Source organism: Raoultibacter timonensis, from assembly GCF_900240215.1.
GTDB lineage: Bacteria > Actinomycetota > Coriobacteriia > Coriobacteriales > Eggerthellaceae > Raoultibacter > Raoultibacter timonensis.
This window is the reverse complement of sequence record NZ_LT964681.1, coordinates 695,749-718,847: the sequence shown is the minus strand read 5'-3', so window position 1 is coordinate 718,847 and position 23,099 is coordinate 695,749. Positions and strand designations below refer to the sequence as shown.

General features: G+C 55.3%; 20 protein-coding genes. 16 read left to right on the top strand and 4 right to left on the bottom strand.

Annotated features, from left to right (window positions below):
- Positions 1–275 precede the first annotated feature (275 nt).
- The 6 genes from C1722_RS15115 to C1722_RS15090 all read left to right on the top strand — a co-directional run bounded on the left by C1722_RS15115 (position 276) and on the right by C1722_RS15090 (position 7,278).
- On the top strand, positions 276–1,613 hold the full coding sequence (locus C1722_RS15115) for a Y-family DNA polymerase (RefSeq protein ID WP_244902603.1): 1,338 nt from the start codon (positions 276–278) through the stop codon (positions 1,611–1,613).
- Positions 1,606–1,953 carry a YolD-like family protein gene (locus C1722_RS15110; protein ID WP_102380166.1) on the top strand — a complete coding sequence of 116 codons (348 nt, stop codon included), beginning with the start codon at positions 1,606–1,608 and terminating at the stop codon, positions 1,951–1,953. The genes C1722_RS15115 and C1722_RS15110 overlap by 8 nt, the downstream gene beginning before the upstream one ends.
- A gap of 142 nt (positions 1,954–2,095) precedes the next feature.
- Positions 2,096–3,334, top strand: coding sequence for an MFS transporter (locus C1722_RS15105; protein ID WP_180995295.1), 1,239 nt, complete (start codon positions 2,096–2,098; stop codon positions 3,332–3,334).
- A gap of 137 nt (positions 3,335–3,471) precedes the next feature.
- Positions 3,472–5,967, top strand: coding sequence for a molybdopterin-dependent oxidoreductase (locus C1722_RS15100; protein ID WP_102380164.1), 2,496 nt, complete (start codon positions 3,472–3,474; stop codon positions 5,965–5,967).
- A 9-nt stretch (positions 5,968–5,976) separates the two neighbouring features.
- The gene (locus C1722_RS17925) at positions 5,977–6,543 is read left to right on the top strand and encodes a 4Fe-4S dicluster domain-containing protein (protein ID WP_102380163.1); all 567 of its coding nucleotides are present in this window, start codon (positions 5,977–5,979) and stop codon (positions 6,541–6,543) included.
- A gap of 60 nt (positions 6,544–6,603) precedes the next feature.
- Entirely contained in the window at positions 6,604–7,278 is a 675-nt protein-coding gene (locus C1722_RS15090) for a Crp/Fnr family transcriptional regulator (RefSeq protein ID WP_180995294.1), read from the top strand.
- A 77-nt stretch (positions 7,279–7,355) separates the two neighbouring features.
- Here the strand turns inward: C1722_RS15090 and bfr are convergent, their stop codons facing one another.
- Positions 7,356–7,820 carry a bacterioferritin gene (gene bfr / locus C1722_RS15085; RefSeq protein WP_102380161.1) on the bottom strand — a complete coding sequence of 155 codons (465 nt, stop codon included), beginning with the start codon at positions 7,818–7,820 and terminating at the stop codon, positions 7,356–7,358.
- A gap of 363 nt (positions 7,821–8,183) precedes the next feature.
- Between bfr and C1722_RS15080 the strand changes: the two genes are divergently transcribed.
- Complete coding sequence (locus C1722_RS15080; RefSeq protein WP_102380432.1) at positions 8,184–9,596, top strand: MFS transporter; 1,413 nt, start codon at positions 8,184–8,186, stop codon at positions 9,594–9,596.
- A 74-nt stretch (positions 9,597–9,670) separates the two neighbouring features.
- Here the strand turns inward: C1722_RS15080 and C1722_RS15075 are convergent, their stop codons facing one another.
- Both C1722_RS15075 and C1722_RS15070 read right to left on the bottom strand, forming a co-directional pair.
- Positions 9,671–10,783 carry a beta-ketoacyl-ACP synthase 3 gene (locus C1722_RS15075; RefSeq protein WP_102380160.1) on the bottom strand — a complete coding sequence of 371 codons (1,113 nt, stop codon included), beginning with the start codon at positions 10,781–10,783 and terminating at the stop codon, positions 9,671–9,673.
- A gap of 221 nt (positions 10,784–11,004) precedes the next feature.
- Complete coding sequence (locus tag C1722_RS15070) at positions 11,005–11,481, bottom strand: NYN domain-containing protein (protein ID WP_146040699.1); 477 nt, start codon at positions 11,479–11,481, stop codon at positions 11,005–11,007.
- Positions 11,482–11,606: 125 nt separating this feature from the next.
- Between C1722_RS15070 and C1722_RS15065 the strand changes: the two genes are divergently transcribed.
- From C1722_RS15065 to C1722_RS15045, 4 genes are all read left to right on the top strand, one after another.
- Complete coding sequence (locus C1722_RS15065) at positions 11,607–12,020, top strand: metallopeptidase family protein (RefSeq protein ID WP_244902602.1); 414 nt, start codon at positions 11,607–11,609, stop codon at positions 12,018–12,020.
- Positions 12,021–12,225: 205 nt separating this feature from the next.
- A complete protein-coding gene (locus C1722_RS15060) occupies positions 12,226–12,627 on the top strand; it encodes a (deoxy)nucleoside triphosphate pyrophosphohydrolase (RefSeq protein ID WP_102380157.1) in 402 nt (133 codons plus the stop codon).
- Between the two features lie 2 nt (positions 12,628–12,629).
- The gene (locus C1722_RS15055) at positions 12,630–15,563 is read left to right on the top strand and encodes a DEAD/DEAH box helicase (RefSeq protein WP_102380156.1); all 2,934 of its coding nucleotides are present in this window, start codon (positions 12,630–12,632) and stop codon (positions 15,561–15,563) included.
- Positions 15,564–15,830: 267 nt separating this feature from the next.
- Positions 15,831–16,352: a DUF6933 domain-containing protein gene (locus C1722_RS15045; RefSeq protein WP_102380154.1), complete on the top strand. Its 522-nt coding sequence runs from the start codon at positions 15,831–15,833 to the stop codon at positions 16,350–16,352.
- 34 nt (positions 16,353–16,386) lie between these two features.
- On the opposite strand, the gene C1722_RS15040 is transcribed toward C1722_RS15045, so the two are convergent.
- Positions 16,387–16,830, bottom strand: coding sequence for a MarR family winged helix-turn-helix transcriptional regulator (locus C1722_RS15040; RefSeq protein ID WP_102380153.1), 444 nt, complete (start codon positions 16,828–16,830; stop codon positions 16,387–16,389).
- Positions 16,831–17,068: 238 nt separating this feature from the next.
- On the opposite strand from C1722_RS15040, the gene C1722_RS15035 reads away from it, so the two are divergent.
- From C1722_RS15035 to C1722_RS15015, 5 genes are all read left to right on the top strand, one after another.
- Positions 17,069–17,497, top strand: a complete 429-nt coding sequence (locus tag C1722_RS15035; protein ID WP_102380152.1) for a universal stress protein — start codon at positions 17,069–17,071, stop codon at positions 17,495–17,497.
- Between the two features lie 233 nt (positions 17,498–17,730).
- Entirely contained in the window at positions 17,731–18,051 is a 321-nt protein-coding gene (locus tag C1722_RS15030) for a DMT family transporter (RefSeq protein ID WP_102380431.1), read from the top strand.
- A 184-nt stretch (positions 18,052–18,235) separates the two neighbouring features.
- Complete coding sequence (locus tag C1722_RS15025; RefSeq protein WP_102380151.1) at positions 18,236–19,897, top strand: bifunctional metallophosphatase/5'-nucleotidase; 1,662 nt, start codon at positions 18,236–18,238, stop codon at positions 19,895–19,897.
- A 106-nt stretch (positions 19,898–20,003) separates the two neighbouring features.
- On the top strand, positions 20,004–21,524 hold the full coding sequence (locus C1722_RS15020) for an MDR family MFS transporter (RefSeq protein WP_244902601.1): 1,521 nt from the start codon (positions 20,004–20,006) through the stop codon (positions 21,522–21,524).
- 71 nt (positions 21,525–21,595) lie between these two features.
- Positions 21,596–22,921 (top strand): glycoside hydrolase family 30 protein, encoded by a 1,326-nt coding sequence (locus C1722_RS15015; protein ID WP_219724327.1) that lies wholly within the window; start codon positions 21,596–21,598, stop codon positions 22,919–22,921.
- Positions 22,922–23,099: the final 178 nt, after the last annotated feature.

Genomic DNA, 23,099 nt, shown 5'->3' with positions numbered 1-23,099 from the left:
TGGCAAGGCGGTATCGAACGTCGCGGTTTCCGCTCAGTGTGCGGATCATAGTATAAGTCATCGTGCGGATCTGCACCCAGACGGTGGGACCGAAAAGCGCGCCGCGAAACCACGGATTGGGGTTTTCCGAAAGCACCCTGCTGTGCACAGCGGCTCGGTTTTCGCGAAGATTGTCCAAAGCGCGGATGACGACGACCCGAAAACGCATTCTGCGGTATTATGAACGAACAAATGTTTTAGTATCCGATGCGGCCGTATACGAAAGGAGCGAAGGCGTGTCCGAAGATCGCAGCTACATCTGCATCGATCTCAAGTGCTTCTATGCAAGCGTCGAATGCGTCGAGCGCGGGCTCGATCCGTTCACGACGAACCTCGTCGTCGCCGATCCCGGCCGCACCGAAAAAACAATCTGCCTCGCCATTACGCCGGCCATGAAAGACCTTGGCATCTCGAACCGCTGCCGCGTGTTCGAGATTCCCTCGCACGTCAAGTACATCATGGCGAAACCCCAGATGACCCACTACATGAAGGTTTCCGCCGACATCTACTCGATCTACCTGCGCTACGTATCGCCCGACGACATCCATGCCTATTCGATCGACGAGTGCTTCATCGACGCAACGCCGTACCTTTCGCTCTACCATATGACCGCCAAAGAGTTCGCCGCCATGCTCATGGATGCAGTGCTTGCCGAAACGGGTATCTGCGCTACGGCGGGTGTGGGCACGAATCTCTTTCTCGCAAAGGTTGCACTCGACATCACCGCAAAGCACGTCGAGGACAACATCGGGTACCTCGATCAAGCGGAATTCGAGCGCACGATACAAACGCACACCCCGATAACCGATATCTGGAACATCGGGCCCGGCATCGCCAAGCGCCTTGCGAAGTTCGGCGTTTACGATCTTCGCGGCGTGTGCCGCATGGAAGAAGATGCGCTGTATCGGGAGTTCGGAGTGAACGCCGAATACCTCATCGACCATGCGCATGGCATCGAGCCGTGTACCATTGCCGAAATCCACGAATACGAGCCGAGCGCCCATTCCATGATGAGCGGACAGGTGCTGTCGTGCGATTACAGCTACGACGATGCGCTCGTGGTGCTGAAGGAAATGGTCGATGCTCTTGTGCTCGATCTCGTTGAGAAGAACCTGGTGGCGGAAACGATATCGCTCTACGTGGGTTATGCGAGAGAGCGGGAAGATCGGGAGAATCGCAGCGATGGGGAGTTTTTCGATGGAGGCCACGGAAAGCGTCCGCTGCGCGGCAGACGCAGCGTTCCCCATACCGGCGGAACCCGCAAGCAATTCGGGCGCACGAACCTCTACTCGAAGATCATGCCGCGTTTCCTCGATCTCTTCGAGGAAACGACGCGCCGCGACAAGCCGATCCGTCGCATCAACGTGAGCTTCGGGGGCGTTGTTCCTGAGGAGTTCGCGACGGTCGATCTGTTCACCGACGAACAGGCGGAAGCCGAGGAGAAGAGCTTGCAGGAGGCGGTGCTTGCCGTGAAGGGAAAGTTTGGGAAGAATGCGCTTCTGCGCGGCATGAGCCTCGCAGAGAAGGCAACGGCTCGGGAGCGCAACGAGCAGGTCGGGGGGCATCATGCCTAGTGATCGCGCGCCGCGCGCCGGCAGGGCGCAGCAGTTCATGCCCTTTGCCGCACTCAGGGGATACTACGATCTCATTCGCGAACGGGAGCGCATCGTGCAGCCGAAGCACGAGCTGACCGAAGAAGAAGCGCTCGTGCTTTCGAAGAAGCTCGCTCAAGCGAAGCGCCGAACGATGGTCCGCATCACCCATTACGATACGGATGCGTACATAACGACGCACGGCATGGTGAGCGATATCGACTATGCGTTTCGCACGATCACCGTGGTGCGCACCCGCATCCGCTTCGACGATATCGCCGACATGTGCGGCGAAGGCATTGCGGAAGAGGGAGATTACTGATAGGGAACTATCTTCCTTACGGGCTCTCGGTTCATATGTGCCTGCTTCACACAATCTTGTGCGGAACGTGGCGCGCGGTAATCCTATACTGAAGCAAAAGTGCCAGGGGGGATGGCGCTTGCTAGGCAGGACGGGGAAGGGAATGCCGAATACTGCACTGCGATCGGTAGTCGCGCTGTTTTTTGCAGGGTTTATCGCGTATGCATATAACAATGCTTTCATGGTTCTCTCGCCGCTTTATGTGATCGAGATCGGTGGAACTGTGGTTGATGTTGGTGTGCAGGGGTCGGTGTTCATGGCTGCTGCTATCGTTTTGCGTTTCTTTTCCGGCCCCTTGGCTGATAGATGCGGCACTCAACTCGTTATGGTTTTGGGGCTATCCGCGTTTGCCGTGTCGGGTTTTCTCATGGCTTATTGCGGCCAGGTTTGGCAGTTTATTGCACTGAGATGCATTCAGGCTGCTGGTCTTGCGGCATATTTTCCCTGTGCAACGGCTGCGGTAGCGGCTTTGGCCCCAGGGGATAAGACGGGATTTTATCTCGGGCTCTATCGGCTGGTTTCGTCCGCATCGCTTTTGTTCGGTCCGACTTTGGCTTTAGCGCTCGTTGAGGCAAGTGGCTACCGATCAAGTTTCATCTGCATGGGTCTTTGTGCCGGGCTTGCTGGATGCGCGGTTTTAAGCATTTCTTCAAAGCGTTCGCGGTTGTATGCAGAAATCGACGCCGGGAGACAGGGGAAAAATGCGTTGCAGGGCAAGGACGAGCAACGACAAAGCGATAGAAATCTCGTACCGCGTATTCTGAAAAAAGCCATTATGCAATCGCCGCTCCTGATAGGAGAAGTTTTGGGCGCAACGTTCATTGCGGCTTTAGGGTATGGACTTCTCTTCGGATTCGCGGCTCCCTATATCGGAAGCGTGCAGCCAGATATCAATTCGGGTCTCTACTTCACGCTCATAGGCGTTGGAGGCCTTGTGGCAAATCCTCTTGCGGGATGGTTGAGCGATAGAACGTCTCGGACAAGAATACTTGCCATTTTGTTTGTCTGCATGGGTGCGGGAATTGCTTCTTTGGGGTTTATGTCGTACGGACGGGTGGTTCTGTTCGTTTCGGGTCTCCTGATGGGCTTCGGGTATTTCGGCTCCATGACAACTGTGCTAGCAATTGTTGCGGCGAGGGTTGCCGACGAGGCGCGTACTTCGGTTTTGTCGCTGCAGCAAAACAGCATTGACCTTGGAATTGCGTGTGCAAGCGGCGGCTTCGGGCTTGCTATTGCCGCCGTAGGCGATGTTACTGCGATATTTATGTTCCAGGGTGTGATAGCCGTGCTGCTGGGACTGGCGACGCTGCTCTTGCCGCACGCTCGGCATGGCGATATGTAGCGAGAGCTTCGCGTGGCTCACCCAAAACTGTGTGGAACCACAAGAAGCTTCACCCCTAAGATGCGCTTATCGCGCGAGTGGAAGTTAGGAAGGCGGAGCCACAGCGGTTTCGCAATCGATTTTGTAGGGGGAATTATATGTTTAAACGAGAACGAAGTGCTTTTTCATCTAATGCGGCGAGCGTCTCGCCTTTTGAAAGTCTGGATCGCAATCCGGTTGAGTTCGTTGAAGACGGCAAGCTGACCCGTCGTACCTTTATTAAAGGCGTCGGTTGGATTACGGTGGTTTCTGCGCTTGGTGGTGCGGTTGCCGGTTGTGCGCCGAAGGCCGATGAAGAATTAGAGCCGAGCGAGAGCGCCCAAGCTGCATCCGATGCCACTGAGTATTCGTATGCATGCTGCAGCTACAATTGTACTTCGCGATGCTTACTGAAGGGGCACGTGCGCGATGGAAAGCTTGTGGCTGTTGAGCCGGGCGAGATGCCGGGCCGACCTGATTATGCAAATGCCTGTTTGCGCGCCATGTCGTATATCGAGCGCATTCAAAACGAAGACCTACGCGTTATGTACCCCATGAAACGAATCGGAGAGCGTGGCAGTGGCGAGTTCGAGCGTATCAGCTGGGATCAGGCTATAGACGAGATTGCGGAACGCATGGAAGAGTCGAAGAGCAAGTATGGCTCAACGGCATGCTCGTTTTATTCGTTTACCGGCAACCAATCGAAGCTTGCCATGCAGTCGGCTACTCGCTTTGCGGCATGCTACGGTGGTACGACATGGGATATCGAAGGCATCATGGGCGATCACGGTGCATCGATGGGCATGAAGATGGTCTATGGCGTTATTCGTGGCGCGCACGATACTCGCGACTACGAAGAAAACTCCAATATGATTGTCATCTGGGGTCGCAATCTTGCCGATACGCATACTTCGGAGCTGCGCTATATCGTTCGCGCCCGCGAGCGGGGTGCAAAAATCGTCTATATCGATCCGCGCTTCAGCTCTACGGCTACCATCGCCGATCAGTGGATCCCCATTAAGCCGGGTGGTGATTCGGCATTGGCGTTGGGCATGATAAACTGGATTATCCAAAACGATCTGCATGACAAGGAGTTCTTGAGCAAGCACAGCTGTGGCTCGTTGCTGGTGCGCGACGACGATGGGACGTACCTGCGTGGCGAAGGCGATGCTTACATGGTGTGGGATGTCGTGCAGGGCAAGGCGATGCCCGCCGATACCGAAGGTGTCGAAGCTCCTATCGAGGGATCGTTTGAGGTTGATGGCGTGGCGTGCAAGCCGGCCTTTGTCCATTTGAGGGAGGCGGCTGCCGAGTATACACTCGAAAGAACCTCGGAACTCACTGGCGTTCCCGTCGGCGTCATCGAGACTTTTGCGCAAGAGTATATCGAGGCAAAGCCTGCGGGTATTCGTATGGGCCAAGGTATGCAGCGCACGTTCAACTCCTATCAATCGTTTCGCACCGTGGCTACGCTTGCTGCAGTGGCGGGATATGTAGGTGTGCGTGGCGGAGGCGCATCCCATGCCGGCGGCACAAAAGCCAACAAGCCTGTTCCGGGCGAAACGGCACCTGAATTCAACTACGATGAATGGGCTGAAACGGGGCAAAAGGCCAACATGGTCAAAAGCTCGCTTATTTACCAGTGCGCCGTGAACCATGATCCGGTTCCCATAGATTTCATCTGGTTCAATGTATCGAACTTTCTCAACCAAAGTCCTGATGCCCATCGCATCATCGATGAGGTGTTTCCCAATATTTCGACGATTGTGGTAGCGGATCCGTGGTGGACGTGGACGGCGAAGTATGCCGACTACGTGCTACCTGCAACCTCGCTTTGGGAATACTGGGATCTTTACGACAGAGCTCCGTGGGTGTTTCTCGTGAAACCCGCTATCGATCCGCTGGGAGAAAGCAAGTCCGATTGCGAGATGATGACCATGCTAGCTGAGCGCGTCGGCCTTGAGGAGTATTGGCCGAAAACGCCCGAAGAGTGGGTTCGCAGCTGGCCAAACCCCGAAAGCTCAGCATTCGAAGGTTTCGACTTCGACGAAGCGGTAAAGGTGGGTATGTGGGGCATGCCAACGGGCATCTACGACGAGCCGCTCATCGTCTTCGAGGACCAGGTGTATCAAACGCCTACAGGCCGTTTCGAATTCTATACCGAAAGCATGGTTGAATTTGATGAGCAAGTGCCAAAACACACCCCGGCTCTTGAGGCGTCTGATTCAGAGCTTGCCGCAAAGTATCCGTTGATGCACCTTACCTATCATGACCGTATGAATGTCCACACGCAGCATTGCGACAATCCGTCGCTTGATGTTGTGCAGACCGAACCCTTGTTCCACATCAATCCGATTGATGCCGAGCCTCGGGGGATCAAGCACGGCGATACTATTCGAATTTTTAATGACCGGGGAGAAGTCAAGATGAAGGCGTTTGTGACTGAGGGCATCATGCCGGGGGTGACGGCGGCTCAGGCGGGATGGACTCCTGAGCATACTGTCGAAGGAAATCATCAGTTCTTAAGCCATCTTACCCTGAGTCCTGCTGAGGAACACTACTCGCAAACAAATAGCGCTTTCAACGACATCATGGTTGAAGTAGAGAAGGCATAGGGGGATATCATGGCGGAAAAACAATACGGTATGCTCATCGATACGACCCGGTGTGTTGGCTGCCAAACATGTGTAGTGGGATGCAAAATATTGCACGAGTGTCCCGACGGTACATATCTCGGATACCTTGAAACCATCGGTTCCGATGAGAATTACCTCGTGAGCGGGACGTATCCAAATGTCAGCATCACGTTTCGGCCGCATATGTGCAATCATTGCGAGAACCCGTTGTGCGTTGCAAATTGCCCGACGGGCGCTATGCACAAACGCGATGAAGACGGAATCGTCGAATCTGATTCGGAGATTTGCATCGGATGCGGCACCTGCGTGCAGGCGTGTCCCTACGGAGCTCCTGTTCTCGATGAAAATGCTAAGCGTGCGATAAAGTGCGATTTGTGCAGGCCTCGCATCGAACGAGGGGAAGAACCCCTTTGTGTATGCAGCTGTCCAGCTGAGGCCCGCATGTACGGCGATATCAGCGATTCTACGACCGACATCGCTAAGGCAATCGCTGGAAAGAACGCCAAAGTATTGCTGCCCGAAGAGGGAACGGAACCCTCAGTGTATTATTGCTAGAAAGCTTGCGGGCGCGAAGCCATGCCTTCGCGCCCATGGCCTCAGGGAGGAGATAAGGGGATGTACGGAATGGTGCTGCCTCAGTTTATCGATGCCGATAGGTTCTCGGCTGTGTTTACAACCGAAGAACTGCTTGCGCAGGCCGAAATACCGATTGTCGTTAAGAAGGTTGAGAAGGGCGAATGCTTGTTTCTTGCAGAAGAGAGGCATCGCTTTACATATCATGTGGTAAGCGGTGTAGTGCGCTTGTATCTCACTTCTCGCGAAGGTGTTGAAAAAACGTTGTTTTATCATACGGCTGATACGCAGTTTGGGTTCCAGGGTTTTAAACGGAATCGCCTCACTCGATCGACTGCGGTAGCGGCGACGGATTGTGAATTGCTTGCGATGGATTCAGATGACCTGCTTTTATTCTGCAATAGGCATACCGACTACTACCTTGCTTATATCGAATATCTCTTCCAGATTATGAATTCCCAGACTGAAGAGATCGCAAACCTTTCGTTCGAAAACGGCGTCAGAAGGCTTGCCGGATTGTTGTACTCTCTTGCAGTGAGTGATGGATGTGCGATTTTATACACCATCGATGAGCTTGCAAGTATAATCGGTACTCACCGCAATACGGTAACGAATTCTCTTTCTCATCTGCGATCAAAAGGGTATGTAGCCAAGCAGCTGAGGCCGATTGTGGTTGAGGATCTTGCGGGCCTACGCCGGTATCTTGATGAAGAATAGCTGCGCCCAAAAGGAAAAGCCGCACGTCGAATGAACTGCGGCTTTCCCTTTTGAGTTTTGGGAATGGTGCTTGTGCATTAATTCTGCGTCGACAGGAAGATCTGCAGCGACATCTGATCGATTTGATCCTGAAGCTCTTCGAGCTCGTCGACATGCTGGTCTTCGTCATTGAGGATCTCCATGAGGATGTCGCGGGTGGCGTAGTCGAGGACCTCCCCTGCGAGAACGATGGCCTCATTGTAGTCTTTGACGGTATCGACTTCGAGGGAATGGTCGTTCTTGACCTGCTCGGGAACTTCTTTGCCGATGTTGATGTCGCTGAGGTTCGACACGATGGGGGTGCCCTCCAGGAACAGAATGCGCTCGATAAGCTTTTCAGCATGTTTCATCTCGGTGATCGCGCGCGTCTTGAAGCTTCCGCTCAGCTTGCCGTAACCCCAGTCCTCGCACATTTCCGCATGCACGATGTACTGGTTGATTGCGGTCAATTCACCTTCGAGCAGAGAATTCAAGGTGTCGATAAGTTTCTGATTACCCTTCATGGAAAGGCTCCTTCCGTTTGCACTGTGCCTGATTGGCCGATCTGATTCCGATCAGCGGTCGCTGTTCCCTATTCTTGCAGATGGGCATTCGAGGCGGTGTCGACTATCGTGTTTCGTGGCCTTCGCGTCATGCGAATGTAACCGTTCCGTCTTTCATGTTTGGTAAGGTTAACTTTCGCTTTACGCGGAGCTGGGCGCGCGTTTCTTCGGCTCTGGGCAGAGCTGCGCTTTCGGCAACCGATTCATGGCATGTCCGCAACGATCCGCTTCGTTTTCTCGATGGCGACTAAATCGGTAGTACCTTTCATAATAGTCCGTTTCGATGCGGGCGGCTGGAAAACGACGAACGAGAAAGATGATCGGATGAGGAACCGAGTGAAAGCGACGGCGGGTGGAAGCGGCGGCCGCAGCATGCTGCCCGTACTGCTTGGATGCTCGTTTGCCGCTTCGTTTTCGCAGAGCATGATGAACATCGCGCTGCCCGAACTGGCCCATGAATTCTCGGTTACCCTTTCGATGGCGAATTGGCTGGTGGTGGGTTATCAGGTGGTTGCTGCCACAGCGGTAACGCTCGCGGCGTTTTTGCTCAAGCGGTTCGGGCTGCGCACGGTCTTTTTCGTGGGGGTGTCGGCATTGGCAGCGGGAAGCGGATTGGCCGTATTCGCTCCCAGCTTCCCGATTCTGTTCTGCTGCCGGTTGGTACAGGCGATTTGCTCGGGGCTCTTTTACCCTGTCGTTACGAGCGCCATCATGACGGTTTCTCCGAAAGGGCGCCTCGGGACGAATCTCGCCATGAACAGCGGCGTTATTGCGCTTGGATTGGCGGTGAGCCCTGTCGTATCGGGGCTTGTGCTCACCTACTTCGGGCGGCACGCCATGTTCGTTGTGCCGCTATGCCTGGCAATCGCCTTATTTGCGATCGGATGCGCGCTCCTTCGCAATATCGGCGCTCGCGAACAGGTTTCTGCCGACCCTCTTAGCGTTGCCCTCAGTCTTGTCGGCTTGGGAGCGCTGATGTACGGGCTGAGCGAATTCACTCACGATCTCGTTTTCTCGATCGCCGCGTTGGCGGGCGGAATCACCGTTCTCGCGGTTTTCGTGCGACGCCAATTTACAGCTAAGGCACCGCTTCTCAACCTTCGGCCCCTTGGGCATCCGCGGTTTGCTTTGGGTCTCACGCTCGTCATGGTGGGTACGATGATCTCGTTTTCCTTGAGCGTTCTGCTTCCCTTGTACTTCGAGGGAGCGGTGGCCTATTCGGCCTTCTTCGCGGGTCTGCTCATGCTCGGTCCCGTTGTGGCGAATGCCGTCTGCTCGGTTGCGGGAGGCAAGCTGTTCGACAGGCGGGGGATCTGGCCTATGCTTCCCCTCGGATTCGCCGTGGTTCTTGCCGGTTTGCTGGGAGTGTTCTCCTTTTCGAAGGATTTGCTGGTTGTTGCGGTCGTCGCCCTGTGCGCGGTAGCGTACGTCGGGCTCGGTTTTGTGGTTTCCCCCTCGAAAACCACGGCGCTCGACCAGCTGCCGGCCGATCTCTATCCGTACGGCGCGTCGATCAACTCTACGTTTACGCAGATTGCTTCGGCGATCGGACCTTCGCTCTTCGTCGGCGTTCTCTCTTCGGACGTGCTGCGCGATACGGCGGCCGGTCTTGCGAAAGCGGACGCGTACGCAGCCGCTTTTTCGCATACGCTGACACTCGCCATCGGCATCGCTCTGGCTGGGTTGGTGCTGGCGTTTTTGTATGCCCGTTCGTTGCGGGGAAAGGATAAGCGATAACGCTTTATGCCCGTGGTGGCGCTGGACGGCCTAGGCGCTTGGTACGAGACCGGGATCTTGCGATCTGCAGATGCTCATGCTTCGAACACGAGTGCTCCCGATGTGAAGCCTCCGCCGAATGCGGTGAGGATTACCTTATCTCCCCGCTTGATACGGCCTTCTGCATATGCGTCGGCAAGTGCCATCGGAACACTGGCGGCGGACGTGTTCCCCGTTTGCGCGATGGACATCTGGAAGAAGTCCAGGGGAAGGTCGAGTTTCTTTGCGGCGTACTTGATGATGCGCTCGTTTGCCTGATGGGGGACGATGCAGGCGATGTCGTCAAGCGTAAGCCCGGTTCGGCTCAAAACCTGCCGCACAGCTTCGGTCAAGGCCTCAGCAGCGAACTTGAACACGTGCGGACCGTTCATGCGCAGCACTTGCTGCGGCTCTCCTGCATCGACCGCCTCGCGAACGGCAAGCTCCTCGTCGACGCGGGATGTCGAGGGGTCTTCTTGGCGAGACGCTTCGGTCGAAACGCCCCGACTGTCGAAGGGCGGGACGACGTCGTAGGAAAGGGGGCAGGAGAGAGCATTCGTTTCATCGTCGGCATTGACGATGAAACTGCCGAGGATGCCGGAACGGGATTCGTCCCATTCGAGCACGGCGGCTCCCGCGCCGTCGCCGAATAAAACGCACGTGTTTCGATCGGCCCAATTCGTAAGTCTCGTGAGGCGTTCGGTGCCCACGACGAGCGCGCGGCGGATGGGGTTTCTGCCCGATGCGCCCGCAGCGTTGGGCGCCGAAGCCGCCATCATCGCCTCGGCTACGGTCGCGCTGTATACGAATCCGGTGCAAGCGGCGTTGACATCGAATGCGATGGCATTGCTCAGGCCGAGCCGACGGCGGAGCAAACCGGCTGTCGAGGGCGTGATGCAGTCGGGAGTGATCGTTGCGCAGACGATCAAGTCGATGTCTTCGGGGATAAGGGGGCGCTCGCTGTATCCGCCAGCCGTCCAGCCAAGGGCTTGCCGTGCTGCTGCTTCGCCGAGATCAGCCGATGTTTCTTCGATTGCGATGCATCGGGTTTTGATTCCCGTGCGGGAGGCGATCCATTCATCGCTGGTATCGACAAGCGCTTCGAGCGCAGTGTTACCGATTTTCAGTGCGGGCATCGCCTTCCCGCATCCGACTAACGTAGAACCCATTACCGCCTCCTGCTTTCGAAAGCCATCTCGCGATTGCCTTCGTGCTTCCTAATACTTTGATAATCAAAGTATTAGGAATTGTACTCCATGTACGCGTGCTGCGCTGAGAAATGCAGGAATCTTCATGTTTTGAAGATGCCGCTTGCAGGCGCAGCGTAAGGCGTTGTGTTCGGTCGGCTGACGAGTCGGGCGGGCTTTAGGGTTTGGCTCCATCTATCTGCTCAGTCGTCGATGCCCCAGATTTCTTTGAGCTCGCGGTTTATCTCGTGTGCATTGGCGGGTATGCCGATATCGCGGCGCATGGGAGTATTCTTGCTGCGCTTCTTCGGCGGTTTCGCGTCCGCGAACAGGCGCTCAGCGGGCAGGACGTCCACTCCGTGCAGGGCGGCCGATCGACAGCGGCCGGCCAGCTCGTTATCTGAGGTGACCACGCCGATACGCTCGGTTGCGCGACGGACCTTTTCGACGATGGCATCATCGGCGGTGGGCATCCGCGTGTACTCCGACCGGTCGGTCGGATGCACGATTCCCGCGCCGCCGGCCGCATCCCAGACAATCGAATAGGTCGCCTTGCCGGGCAGCATCGCTTTGCCGATGCGCAGGCGTTTTTCAAGTTCAGCGCGTTGGTTTTCGAGCGGAAGATCTTTGGTGCTCGGATCGCGCCGTGTAACGTTGTAGCCATCTATAAGGTAGTGCATGCAAAATCCGATCGAACTCGTGGCATGTTGCTTGCTTGCGCGGAGCAATCCATGGTAAGTCTGTCTTCGGGTACAATACTATCACGCAACAGGAGGCTTGGGCGCTTGGCCCCGAGCGGCACGATGTGACGGGAGACGACCCGATGTACCTGATGAGCGATGAAGAATTCGAAAGCGTTATCGAAGAGGCCCTCGAAACGATCCCCGAGAAGTTCCTCGAGGCCTTGGAGAACGTGGCCATCGTTATGGAAGACGAACCCGACGACTATCACTTCGAAACGCTCGACGAGCCCGAATCATTGGGTGGCTCCCTTTACGAGGACGAGCTTTTAGGCCTCTACGACGGCATTCCGCTAACCGAGCGGGATGGGTACTACGACGGCGATATCCCCGATGTGATCACGATATTCAAGGGCCCTCACGAACGCAGCTTCGGCTCGCGCGAGGAAGTTGTCGAGGAGATCGGCAAAACCGTCATTCACGAGATCGGCCACTATTTCGGCATCGACGACGAACGCCTTCATGAGATGGGGTATTGAGGGGTTGGGTGGCGAGGGAGGCCTCTTTTGTGCAGTTATTTTCCATTCGACCTTATCCGAAGGCTAGTATAAGCCGATTGAGAATCGTCGCATCGCTACTCGTTGAGAGTTTTGTATCCGTAGATGCAGGCATTGCGGGTAGTTGCCTTGAGCCTATGCGATAGAATAGGTGATGCATTGTACTCGCATTTATCCAAGAGGCAATATGAAAACAATCGAAGTTGTAGCTGCAATCATCAAACAAGACGGTAAGATCCTGGCAACACAGCGGGGATATGGAGATATGAAAGGTGGTTGGGAGTTTCCTGGTGGAAAAATAGAGTCGGGAGAAACTCCGGAAGAAGCTCTTGTTAGGGAAATACATGAAGAGCTCGATGCTGGAATAAGAATTGATTCATTTATCACAACTGTTGAATACGACTATGATACCTTTCATCTAACCATGCACTGCTATCTCTGTACCGTGATTGAGGGTGAGCTCCAGCTCCTTGAGCACTCCGCGGCTCAATGGGTCGACGGTTCAACCATCGATAGCCTCGATTGGCTTTCGGCCGATACTGGTGTTGTCGAAGAAGTTAAACGGCAGCACATAATCGAAGGCCACTAACGATGACGGCGTATTCTTTGTCGACGGCGGTTGAAAAAGAAATCGTAAACGGGGCGATTACCGCTTTTGTCGATAGGGGGCATGCCTCTTTGGAGGCCTTTCGGCCGCAATTCGTTTCCAATAATTACCGATTGGGAAGAAAGGTCCTGTCTACGTTAGAGGTCGAGTTATCAAAGTGCTCGTCTTTTGCATTCAGTGTTGCTTTTGTTACCCAAAGCGGACTAGCGCCGTTGCTGCAAGTTCTGAGAGAGCTCGAAGAAAGGGGCGTATCGGGCAGGGTCCTTACAACGGACTATCTGGCTTTCAGCGAGCCACGAGCGCTCGAAAAGCTAGCTGCGTACTCGAATATAGAAGTCCGTATGTACCAGTCAGGTGGATTATCCGGTAACGCAGGATTCCATACAAAGGGGTATTTGTTTTCTTACGATGACGGGACGCATAAGGCGCTCGTAGGCAGCTCCAATCTTACGAACAGTGCTTTGACGGTTAACAAAGAGTGGAATACGCAGATATCTTCAACTATGCAAGGTGAGATGCTTTGCGAGTTAATGGCTGAGTTTGAGGTTCTTTGGAGCGACGCGTGCCCGCTTGTTGACGTTCTGAATACGTATCGCCAGATTTATTTGGAGAAGAAACAGATAATTGGGGCCGAAGTTGTTTCGGAAATCGAGCTTGTTCGACTTGAGCCAAATACCATGCAGGCCTCATTCGTAAAGAGTCTTGACGAAATCATTGAGCTAGGTGAAAAGAGGGCACTGCTTATCTCTGCAACCGGCACGGGGAAGACGTATGCTTCGGCGTTTGCCATGAGGCATGTAAATCCCATCCGAGTGTTGTTTTTGGCGCACCGGGAACAGGTATTGAAGCAGTCAATCAGGAGCTATAAGCGCGTTTTTGGTAGCACTAAGACGTTCGGTTTGCTTTCCGGGAATGCGCGCGAGATGGATGCCGACTACCTTTTCGCTACGATGCAGACGATTTCAAAGGATCATATATTGGGCTCGTTTGCTCGCGATGAGTTTGCCATGATAGTTATCGACGAGGTGCATCGTGCTGGGTCGAGCAGTTACCAGAAGATCCTTGATTACTTTCAGCCTGACTTTTGCCTTGGAATGACTGCAAGCCCTGATCGACCTGATGGATTTGATATCTATGGGCTGTTTGACAACAACATCGCTTATGAAATTCGATTGCAGAAGGCTTTGGAGGAGGGATTGCTGTGCCCGTTTCACTATTTTGGGATAACGGATTTATCCATCGACGGCCGTGTGATCGACGATAAAACGGAATTCAACCATCTCGTGTCTGATGATCGAGTTTCTTATATTATCAATCAGGCAGAATACTATGGATATAGTGGTGATCGAGTCAAAGGGTTGGTTTTTTGCAGAACTAAACTTGAAGCCCAAGATCTCTCAGATAAGTTCAACGAAAAGGGGTATAAAACGGTATCACTATCTGGCGATGATAGCCAGGCAGCTCGCGAAGACGCAATCCTTCGACTTGCTGCAAATGTCGGCTCTCCTTATTACGAGGATAGGATTGACTATATTTTCTCTGTAGATATCTTCAATGAAGGCATCGATGTTCCCGAGGTAAATCAAGTTATCATGTTGCGCCCAACGGAATCTCCGATCGTGTTTGTCCAACAACTCGGACGCGGTTTGCGCAAGGCGGAAGGCAAAGAGTATGTCGTAGTCCTCGACTTTATTGGGAACTACTCAAATAACTTTTTAATACCAATAGCGCTTTCGGGCGATCGAAGCTACAACAAAGATACGATACGCAAATATGTTATGGAGGGATCGCGTGTTATTCCCGGATGCTCGAGCATCCATTTCGATGAAATATCCAAAGCGCGAATATTCGAATCGATCAACAACAGCACTACGTCGCTGAAATTACTCAAAGATAAGTATCTTGTGCTCAAGCATAAGCTTGGCAGGGTGCCCACTATGGTCGACTTCCAGAAATATGGTGAAATCGACCCGCTGCTGTTCATTGAGAAGAAAAGATCTTACTACCGCTTTCTTGTTGATTGCGATCACGATTATAGGGTAAGGCTCTCTTGCGATGAGGAGCTTGTTTTGGAGTTTGTTTCGAGCTATTTTGCTAATGGAAAGCGCCCCCATGAGTTGGTTGCGCTTAAGGAATTGTTGTTCGAGGGCATTGTGTCGAAAGAGGAGCTCGCAAGCGAGCTCAGTGAGTATTATTTTGTCGAAATGAAAGACAAAGAGTATGATTCGGCGCTTCGTGTACTCGACAAGAGCTTTGTGAACTCACCAAGCGACAAACAGAAATATTCCGATCTCGAGTTGATTGATTACGGAAGTGATGGGTTGGTACTAAAGAGCCAAGATTTTGGAAAAATGCTCGAGAACGAAGACTTTGTTCAAGCTCTTCTAGATGTAATCGATTTTGGGCTTCTGCGTAGTGCGGAACGATACGTGCCGAACGACGATGGGTTTGCGCTCTACGAGAAATATACGAGAAAAGATGCTTGCCGTCTGTTGAATTGGGATCGGGATGATAGTGCAACGATGTACGGCTATCGCATTAAGTATGGTACTTGTCCCATTTTCGTTACATATCATAAGGAGGATGATATTGCGAGCAGCACCCAGTACGAGGATACATTCGAGAGCCAAAGACTATTCAGTTGGATGACGAGAAGCAGGGTGACGCTTCGATCGAGCGAGGCCCAGAAGATAATGAACGCAGAAACAAACGGTATGGACATGAGGCTTTTCGTGAAGAAAAGCGATGGGGAGGGCTGTGACTTTTATTATCTAGGGAAAGTGAAACCAGTCTCGTGGCAAGAGAAAACCATATGCGATGATGATGGTAAAGAATTGCCCATTGTCAACTTTAAGCTTGAACTTGAACATGCTGTCCGTGATGACATTTATGAATACTTTGCAGGTGTTCAAAACTGACTACTCTGCGGGAAACTATGAGGTGGAAGGCAGTCGCGTGTTCGTAAATGTTGTGCGATATGGAATCCTGCCAGTCGAAGCATATGTCCTAGCGCTGCAGTTCCCGGAGTGGCGATGCCGGAATCGCATGCGGTTCATTCCCAAGGAATACGCTGTCGGTGTGGGATTCGACGTGGGAGCGCTATGGCGGCGCGGTAAAAACGAGCAGCTAGTCGAGCCATTCGTCGAAGCTCTTGCTAAAAGCGCAGAATTGTCGGGCTGATCCCCATGGAGTTCGGCATCACCATACCGCTGCAGAACTACCTCCATGCGAGGAAGCCGCCCTACGGGAACATAATCGATCCGTTGTTCTGTTGGGAGGTCCATCGCTTCACGTTCGCGGGAAAGGATGCGCTCATCGCGGCCAATGCAAGCAATCGATTCTGCGTTCTGGCTGCAGGGTTGTCGCAGCAGGACTGGGCGGATTGGCAGACGGTATGCGTGGATTCGTTAGCCGCAGTGCTGCGCAGCGAAAGTTTGAGCGCCGATTTGGTCGAAGCCTACCTCGGTATCTCTGGTCCGTTTGAAACCACCAAGACGCACGGCCGCAGATCGGTTGCGGGGCTTAACCTCGCAGTTGATTATCTGCAACGACACGAGTTTGCGATCGATACAGCGGAGCTCGTACAGCTCGACGCCTGCTCTGCCGCCAACCGGGAGCTGTGCAAGGCGGCAGGGTTCGCACAGCGAGGGCGGCCGGTCGATTTCCTACGGCACGATCTTAGCCGCTTGGGGCTGCTTGGCGGCTAAGCTTTCCGTTGCACGCGCAAGGAGCTATCGCCGCTTACAGTAATTCTTTGAGTCCCTCACGAAGCTTCTCGACTACGGCGACACAGGTGGCGGCATCCTTTTCCGAAATGTTCTCGAAGAGATGGTTGATGACTTCGTCGATCTTCTCGTTGTAAAGTACGGCGAGATTTCGACCCATGTCGGTCGGTTCGACGAGCAGGGCGCGGTTATCGTGTTCATCGGGACGAATGGTTACATAACCGGCCTTTTCAAGCTTGAGCAGTATCTGCTTGATGTTTTGATGCGAGGCGCCGTTCGCTTCCGAGAGCTCGCCGAGCGAGGGGGGTTCGTCGAACGAGCAGAGCGAAGCGAGCAGCAGGACCTGCCGGCCCGAAAGGCCGAAAAAGCTTTTGCGCTCAACGTACTTGAGTCTCACGCTGAAGTATGAAAGGCTTCGCAGCAGTTGCCGCTGGGTAGAATCGGTAGGAACGTACTGCATGGGATTCCTCTCGTTGGATATGCGAATAGGAGCATTATTAGAGAATAGCTTACCAAAAAACTAATGCAACCCCATGGATGAAACAAGGAGAGAATCGTAGGCTGCCTGTAATAAACCAGCGCCGCCCAAACGCGATATACTTAAGGCATTGTTGGATCCGACGATCCGATCGAATGCGAGGCCGTCCGACGGGTCATACCAAGGCGGCCTCCGTCCGATCGTGAAAGGAAGGGATACCATGGCCCTCAAGAAAATCCTTGTCGCATACGATGGCTCCGATCTGGCCGATAAAGCGCTCGGCCTTGCGTTCGACATCGCGCTGCCCAACCCTGAGACGAAAGTCGATGTAGTCAACGTCGTACCGATTCCCCTGCTGAACGAAACGCAAGCGATCGGCCTCAAAGACATTACCGACATGATGATCGAGGATGGCAAAGAAACGCTGTATGCGGCCCATGACAAGATCGAAGCGCTTGGTGATCGGGCAGGCACGCTGCTCCTTACCGGCACGGCTCCCGCTACCGAGCTTCTCAAGTTGGCGAACGGCGGCGAGTACGATCTCATCATTCTGGGGAACCGCGGTTTATCGGGGCTTAAGGAATACATGGGAAGCGTAAGTTACAAGGTGTTCCACGGAGCCGAGATTCCCGTTTTGATCGCAAAGTAGCTCCAGGCGGCGCAAAACCGGCGTTCGGGGAGGTTTGGGATGCATGCTGCTTGAATGAGCAGCGGCTATGCAGTTTTGGCGAATACCCTAGTATGATGTTACCTAAGAGGGTAGAATAAACGGACAATTGAAGCATCTGCCGCCGGGTAGACCAAGAACAAAGCATGTGCGCCCCTATCGTTAGGCCATAGAAGATAGGGGAAAGCGCATGCTTTTTTATTGGAGTGAGCATCATGAACTGGGTAATTCTGATCATCGCCGGACTGTTCGAGACGTTTTGGGCCTACCAGCTCAAGCTGTCGGATGGGTTCAGCAAGCTCATGCCGAGCATTCTTACCATCGTCGGTATGATAATCAGCTTCGGCCTTCTGGCGCACGCGCTGAAGACGCTGCCGCTGAGCGTCGGCTACGCGGTGTGGACGGGTATCGGCATCGTCGGTGCGGCGATTCTCGGCATTGTGTTTCTGAAAGAACCTGCGAGCGCCATCAAGATCCTTTGCATTTTGCTGATCGGTGCAGGGATCATCGGGCTCAACCTGACGACGCACGAATAGACATGGTCTGCGCCACGATCCTGTAAAGGGAGTAGGCTTCGCTACCGCGAGGGCGGGTTGCGAACGCTTCCGCCGAGCGCTGCTTCCGCATGCTGATGCGTCGAGCATGCGTCGGGCGCGCCATGGGATAATGCTTTCGGGAGACGGGAAGCAAATGGGGCTTCCCGTGGCGAAGGGAGCTTCTATGAGGCGTACGGGTCGAAAGCTAGGTATCCTATTCCTGACCGTTGTAGTCGCGGCGTGCGGGTTGCCCTTATTCGGGTGCTCGTCTTCGGGTGGCGGACAACGGGAGCAACCGCAAGCCGCCGAGCCGAAGCTCGCCATCATCCACACCAACGACACGCATGGCTACGACATGCCCGCCGAGCCGATCGATTCCGCACCCGGGGTCATCGGGATGGCGGCGGTCGCCCAGATCAAGAAAGACTACGAGGAACAGGGCTACGAAGTGCTGCTCCTCGACGACGGCGATGCCATCCAGGACAACGTGCTCGTGAACCTTTCGCAGGGCGAAGCCGCCATCGATTTCATGAATGCGGCAGGATACGATGCCATGTCGATCGGCAACCACGAATTCGATTGGGGAGCCGATAACCTCGAAGCGCTCATCGCGAAGGCGAACTTCCCCGTGCTCGCCGCGAACATCACCGTCGATGCGACGGGTGAGCCGTTCGCGCAAGCAAACACGGTGTTCGAGCTGGGCGACGGCACGAAGGTGGGCGTGTTCGGTCTCGCAACGCCCGAAACGCAGACGAAGTCCAGTCCGAAGAACGTTGCAGGTCTCACGTTCGCTGCGGGCGAGGATATGTACCGATGCGCGCAAGAGCAGGTCGACGAGCTCAAGGCTCAGGGCTGCACGGTGATCGTGTGCCTGGGACATTTGGGCAGCCTCGGCGGCGCGGCACCGAACCGATCGATCGATGTGCTCGAAAACACCGAGGGTATCGACGTGTTCATCGACGGACACGATCACGAGGTTGTCAACGAGGAGGTCAACGGCTCGTTGCTCGTGAGTACGGGGTGCCATATCGAGAACATCGGCGTCCTGTTCTACGAGGGTGACGCCTTTACCGAGCAGATGGTCGAATACGGAACTTACGACGGTAAAGACGAGGCGACCGATAAGCTCATTTCGCAAACGAACGACGAAGTGAAGAGCCAGCTTTCCGAAACCATCGGCACAACCGACGTTGCCCTCGACGGTGAGCGCGATCCGGGCGTGCGCACTCAGGAGACCAACCTCGGCGATTTTGCAGCCGATGCGATGCTGTGGCAGGTGCGGCAGGCGAGCGGTCAGACGATCGACGGAGCCATCGTGAACGGCGGCAACATCCGTGCGTCCATCGGCGTGGGCGAGATCAGCATGGAAACGCTTATGACGGTGTTTCCCTATAACAACAGCCTCAACGCGGTAACGCTTACGGGCGCGGAGCTGCTCGAAGTGCTCGAGGCGGCAACGTTCTGCCTTCCCGAGGCGTCGGGTGGGTTCCCGCAAGTGGCGGGGATCACGTACCTGGTTGATACGACCGTTCCCTACGAGAACGGCGAACAGTATCCCGGCTCGACCTACTACGCTCCTGCGAACCCCGGCTCACGCGTGACGATCACCGATGTCGGCGGCAAGGGCTTCTCGCTCGATGCGGACTACACGATTGCGGCGTCGAGCTTCATCACGGCGGGCGGCGATACGTACTATGCGGTGGCCGAAGCCTACCAGGCAACCGGCTACACGACAGGTTATTCCGATACCGAGGCGCTCATCAACTATCTGCAAACGGAATTGAGCGGCGTGATCGATGCGACGTACGGGCAAGCGGGTGAGCGCATTCTCATAGCGGTCGAATAGAAAGGTCGTCAATCAACGTTTACGGTTCGGCATCCCTCGGCAACAAACAGGTTGAGCGCGCTCCTGCGGGCGGATACTCCAAGGCAACGATCAAGGAGTATCATTTGTGGATGCAGCACGGAAACATAAACGCGATATAGCGGCCATCTTCGCGGGTCTTCTGCTCGCTATGTTCGTGAGCTCGCTTTCCGAAACCGTCACGGCTACGGCTCTGCCCACCATCGTCGGCGACCTCGGGGGCGTCGATCATATGGAGTGGGTCACGACGGCCTACATACTCGCCGCGACCATCATGATGCCCATCTACGGCAAGCTCGGTGATCTCCTCGGCAGGAAGTATCTGCTCATTTCAGCGCTCGGCATATTCGTTGTCGGCTCAGTGACCTGCGGGTTCGTAACGTCGATGGACGGTCTCATCGTCGGGCGCGCCATCGAGGGCCTCGGTGGCGGCGGCCTCATCATCCTCTCGCAGGCGACGATTGCCGACGTTATCCCCCCGCGCGAGCGCGGTAAGTACATGGGCGTCATGGGATCGGTATTCGCCCTGTCGACGGTGCTCGGTCCCTTGCTCGGCGGCTGGTTCGTCCAGGTGACGGGCTGGAGGTGGCTGTTCGGCTTCAATGTGCCCCTGGCGCTGCTCGCCATTACTGCGGCGGCGAAGTTTTTGCCCAAACCGAACCACGTCGACGAACGGCTCTCGATCGATATTGCGGGGATGGTGTTCATGATCGTTTCGGTATCGTCGCTCGTTCTGCTCACCTCGTGGGGTGGCTCGCTCTATGCATGGGATTCTCCGGTCATCGTCGGGCTTGCCATCGTGTGCGTTGTGGCCGCCGTCATCTTCGTGTTCGCCGAACGATTCGCGCACGAACCCATCATCCCGCTGTATCTGTTCAAGAACCGAAACTTCGTGCTGTGCACCGTGACGGGACTGCTCATCATGCTCGGCATGATGGGGACGACCACCTATCTTCCCACGTACTTCCAGATCGTCGACGGGCTTCTGCCCGAACAGGCCGGGCTCATGACCGTCCCGATGATGGGCGGCGCCATGCTCATGGCCGTGACGACCGGCTTTCTCGCTTCGAAGACGGGCAAGTACAAGTGGATGCCCATTGCGGGTTGCTTCGTCATGGCGGGCGGATTCTTCCTCCTATCCCAGGTTTCGATGGGCACTTCGCTAGTGATGACGGGGCTTTCGTTGTTCGTGCTCGGGTTCGGCATCGGACTCGGTCAGCAAATCCTCGTGCTCGTGGTGCAAAACGAGTTTCCGAGCGAAATCGTCGGTACGGCTACGGCGGCCAACAACTTCTTCAGGCAGATCGGTTCGACGCTCGGAGCATCGCTCGTCGGCGCGGTGTTCACGTCGCGCTTGGCAACCGAACTGGCGAAGAACATCCCCGCCTCGCAGCACATCGACGTCGATGCGATCACGCCCGAGTTCGTCCACAGCCTGTCGGCGACGCTGCAAGAGGGTATCAAGGCTTCGTACAACGATGCGCTCATCCCCATCTTCGTCTATCTGATCCCGCTTCTTCTGGTTGGTGCGATCATCATGATGTTCCTCAAGCAGCATCCTCTTGCCACGAAAGTAGATCATACTGGAACGGGAAAAGCCAGCGAGTAGTTTTGCGCATCGAGGGGCGGACGGCGCCCGAAGCGATGCGGGAGCGGCTCGCCGAGGAAAGGGATGCGACCATGATCGAGTGCTATACCACCGACGCTCACGAGCCTATGCGCAGAACCGAGCTTGCGTTTTCGCGGAACAAGCGCGCCGAGATGAACCTCGTGAAGGTGTATCCGCATAAAACATTCCAGCGCGTCGCAGGTTTCGGGGCGGCGCTCACCGAATCGGCGGCTTATACGTTCGCGCTCATGCCGCCCGAAGTGCAGGATCGGTTCTTGGGGCTGTGCTTCGGGCCTGGGGGCAATGCGTACACGCTATGCAGGACGCATATCCAGAGCTGCGACTTCTCGCTGGGCAGCTACGCGTACCTTACCGATAAGCGCGACAAGGGGCTATCCCTCTTCACCATCGAACACGATCGGCAACTGCTCATTCCGTTTATCCAATGCGCCCTTGCAGTCGATCCGTCCATCGAGATCATCGCATCGCCCTGGAGTCCGCCGGCGTTCATGAAAACGTCGCGTACGATGATTCTCGGGGGAAGCCTGCGCAAGAAGTACTACGGCATGTGGGCTTCCATGGTGGCGCGCTACGTTGCCGAATACGCGCGCGAGGGTATATCCGTTTCGCGCGTGACGGTGCAAAACGAGCCCATGGCGCGGCAAACGTGGGAGTCGTGCCTGTTCACATCTCAAGAAGAAGCCGAGTTCGCAGCGCGCCATCTGCGCCCCGCGCTCGACGACGCCGGGCTCTGCAACGTGGAGATTCTCGTATGGGATCACAACAAGGATCGCATCATCGAGCGCGTCGACGAAACGCTCGCCGAGCCCGAAGCCGATAAGGCGGTCAGGGGCGTAGCCTTCCATTGGTATTCGGGCGATCATTTCGAAGCGCTGGCAGAAACGGTCAGGACGCATCCCGATAAGGAGTTCGTCTTCACGGAGGGGTGCGTCGAGTACTCGCGCGACCGCGAAGCGAACCAAGGGAGAAAGGCCGAGCAGTACGCCCACGACATGATCGGCAACCTCAATGCGGGGGCGAACGGGTTCGTGGACTGGAACGTGCTGCTCGACGAGCAAGGCGGCCCGAACCACGTCGGCAACTTCTGCGAGGCGCCGCTCATGTACGATCGCGAACAAGGCGAGCTCATCATCAATCGTTCGTACTACTACATCGGCCACTTCTCGCGGTTCGTCGAACGCGGTGCGCACCGGTGCCTCGTATCGCGGTTTACCGATGCCGTCGAATGCGCAGGGTTCGTCAACCCCGACGGTGCACGGGTGCTCGTCGTGCTCAATAAATCCGATGGGGAGCAATCTTTCACCTTATGCGAAGACGGCAACGTCGCCGAAGTCTCACTTGGCGCCCATAGCATCATGACTGCTTGCTGGAGCTAGGCGCAAACGAAACCTGGCGCCGATTGCGCTCAACGCCAGGTGCGGTTTTCTAAGGGATGGGGTTTTGACGGCCGAACCGCTCGGGAAGGGGTGCGGGCTGAACCCTGTTTTACCGGGCTCCACCGCCTCCGCCACCGCCTCCTCCTCCGCCCCCGCCGGAGAATCCGCCCCCGCCCCC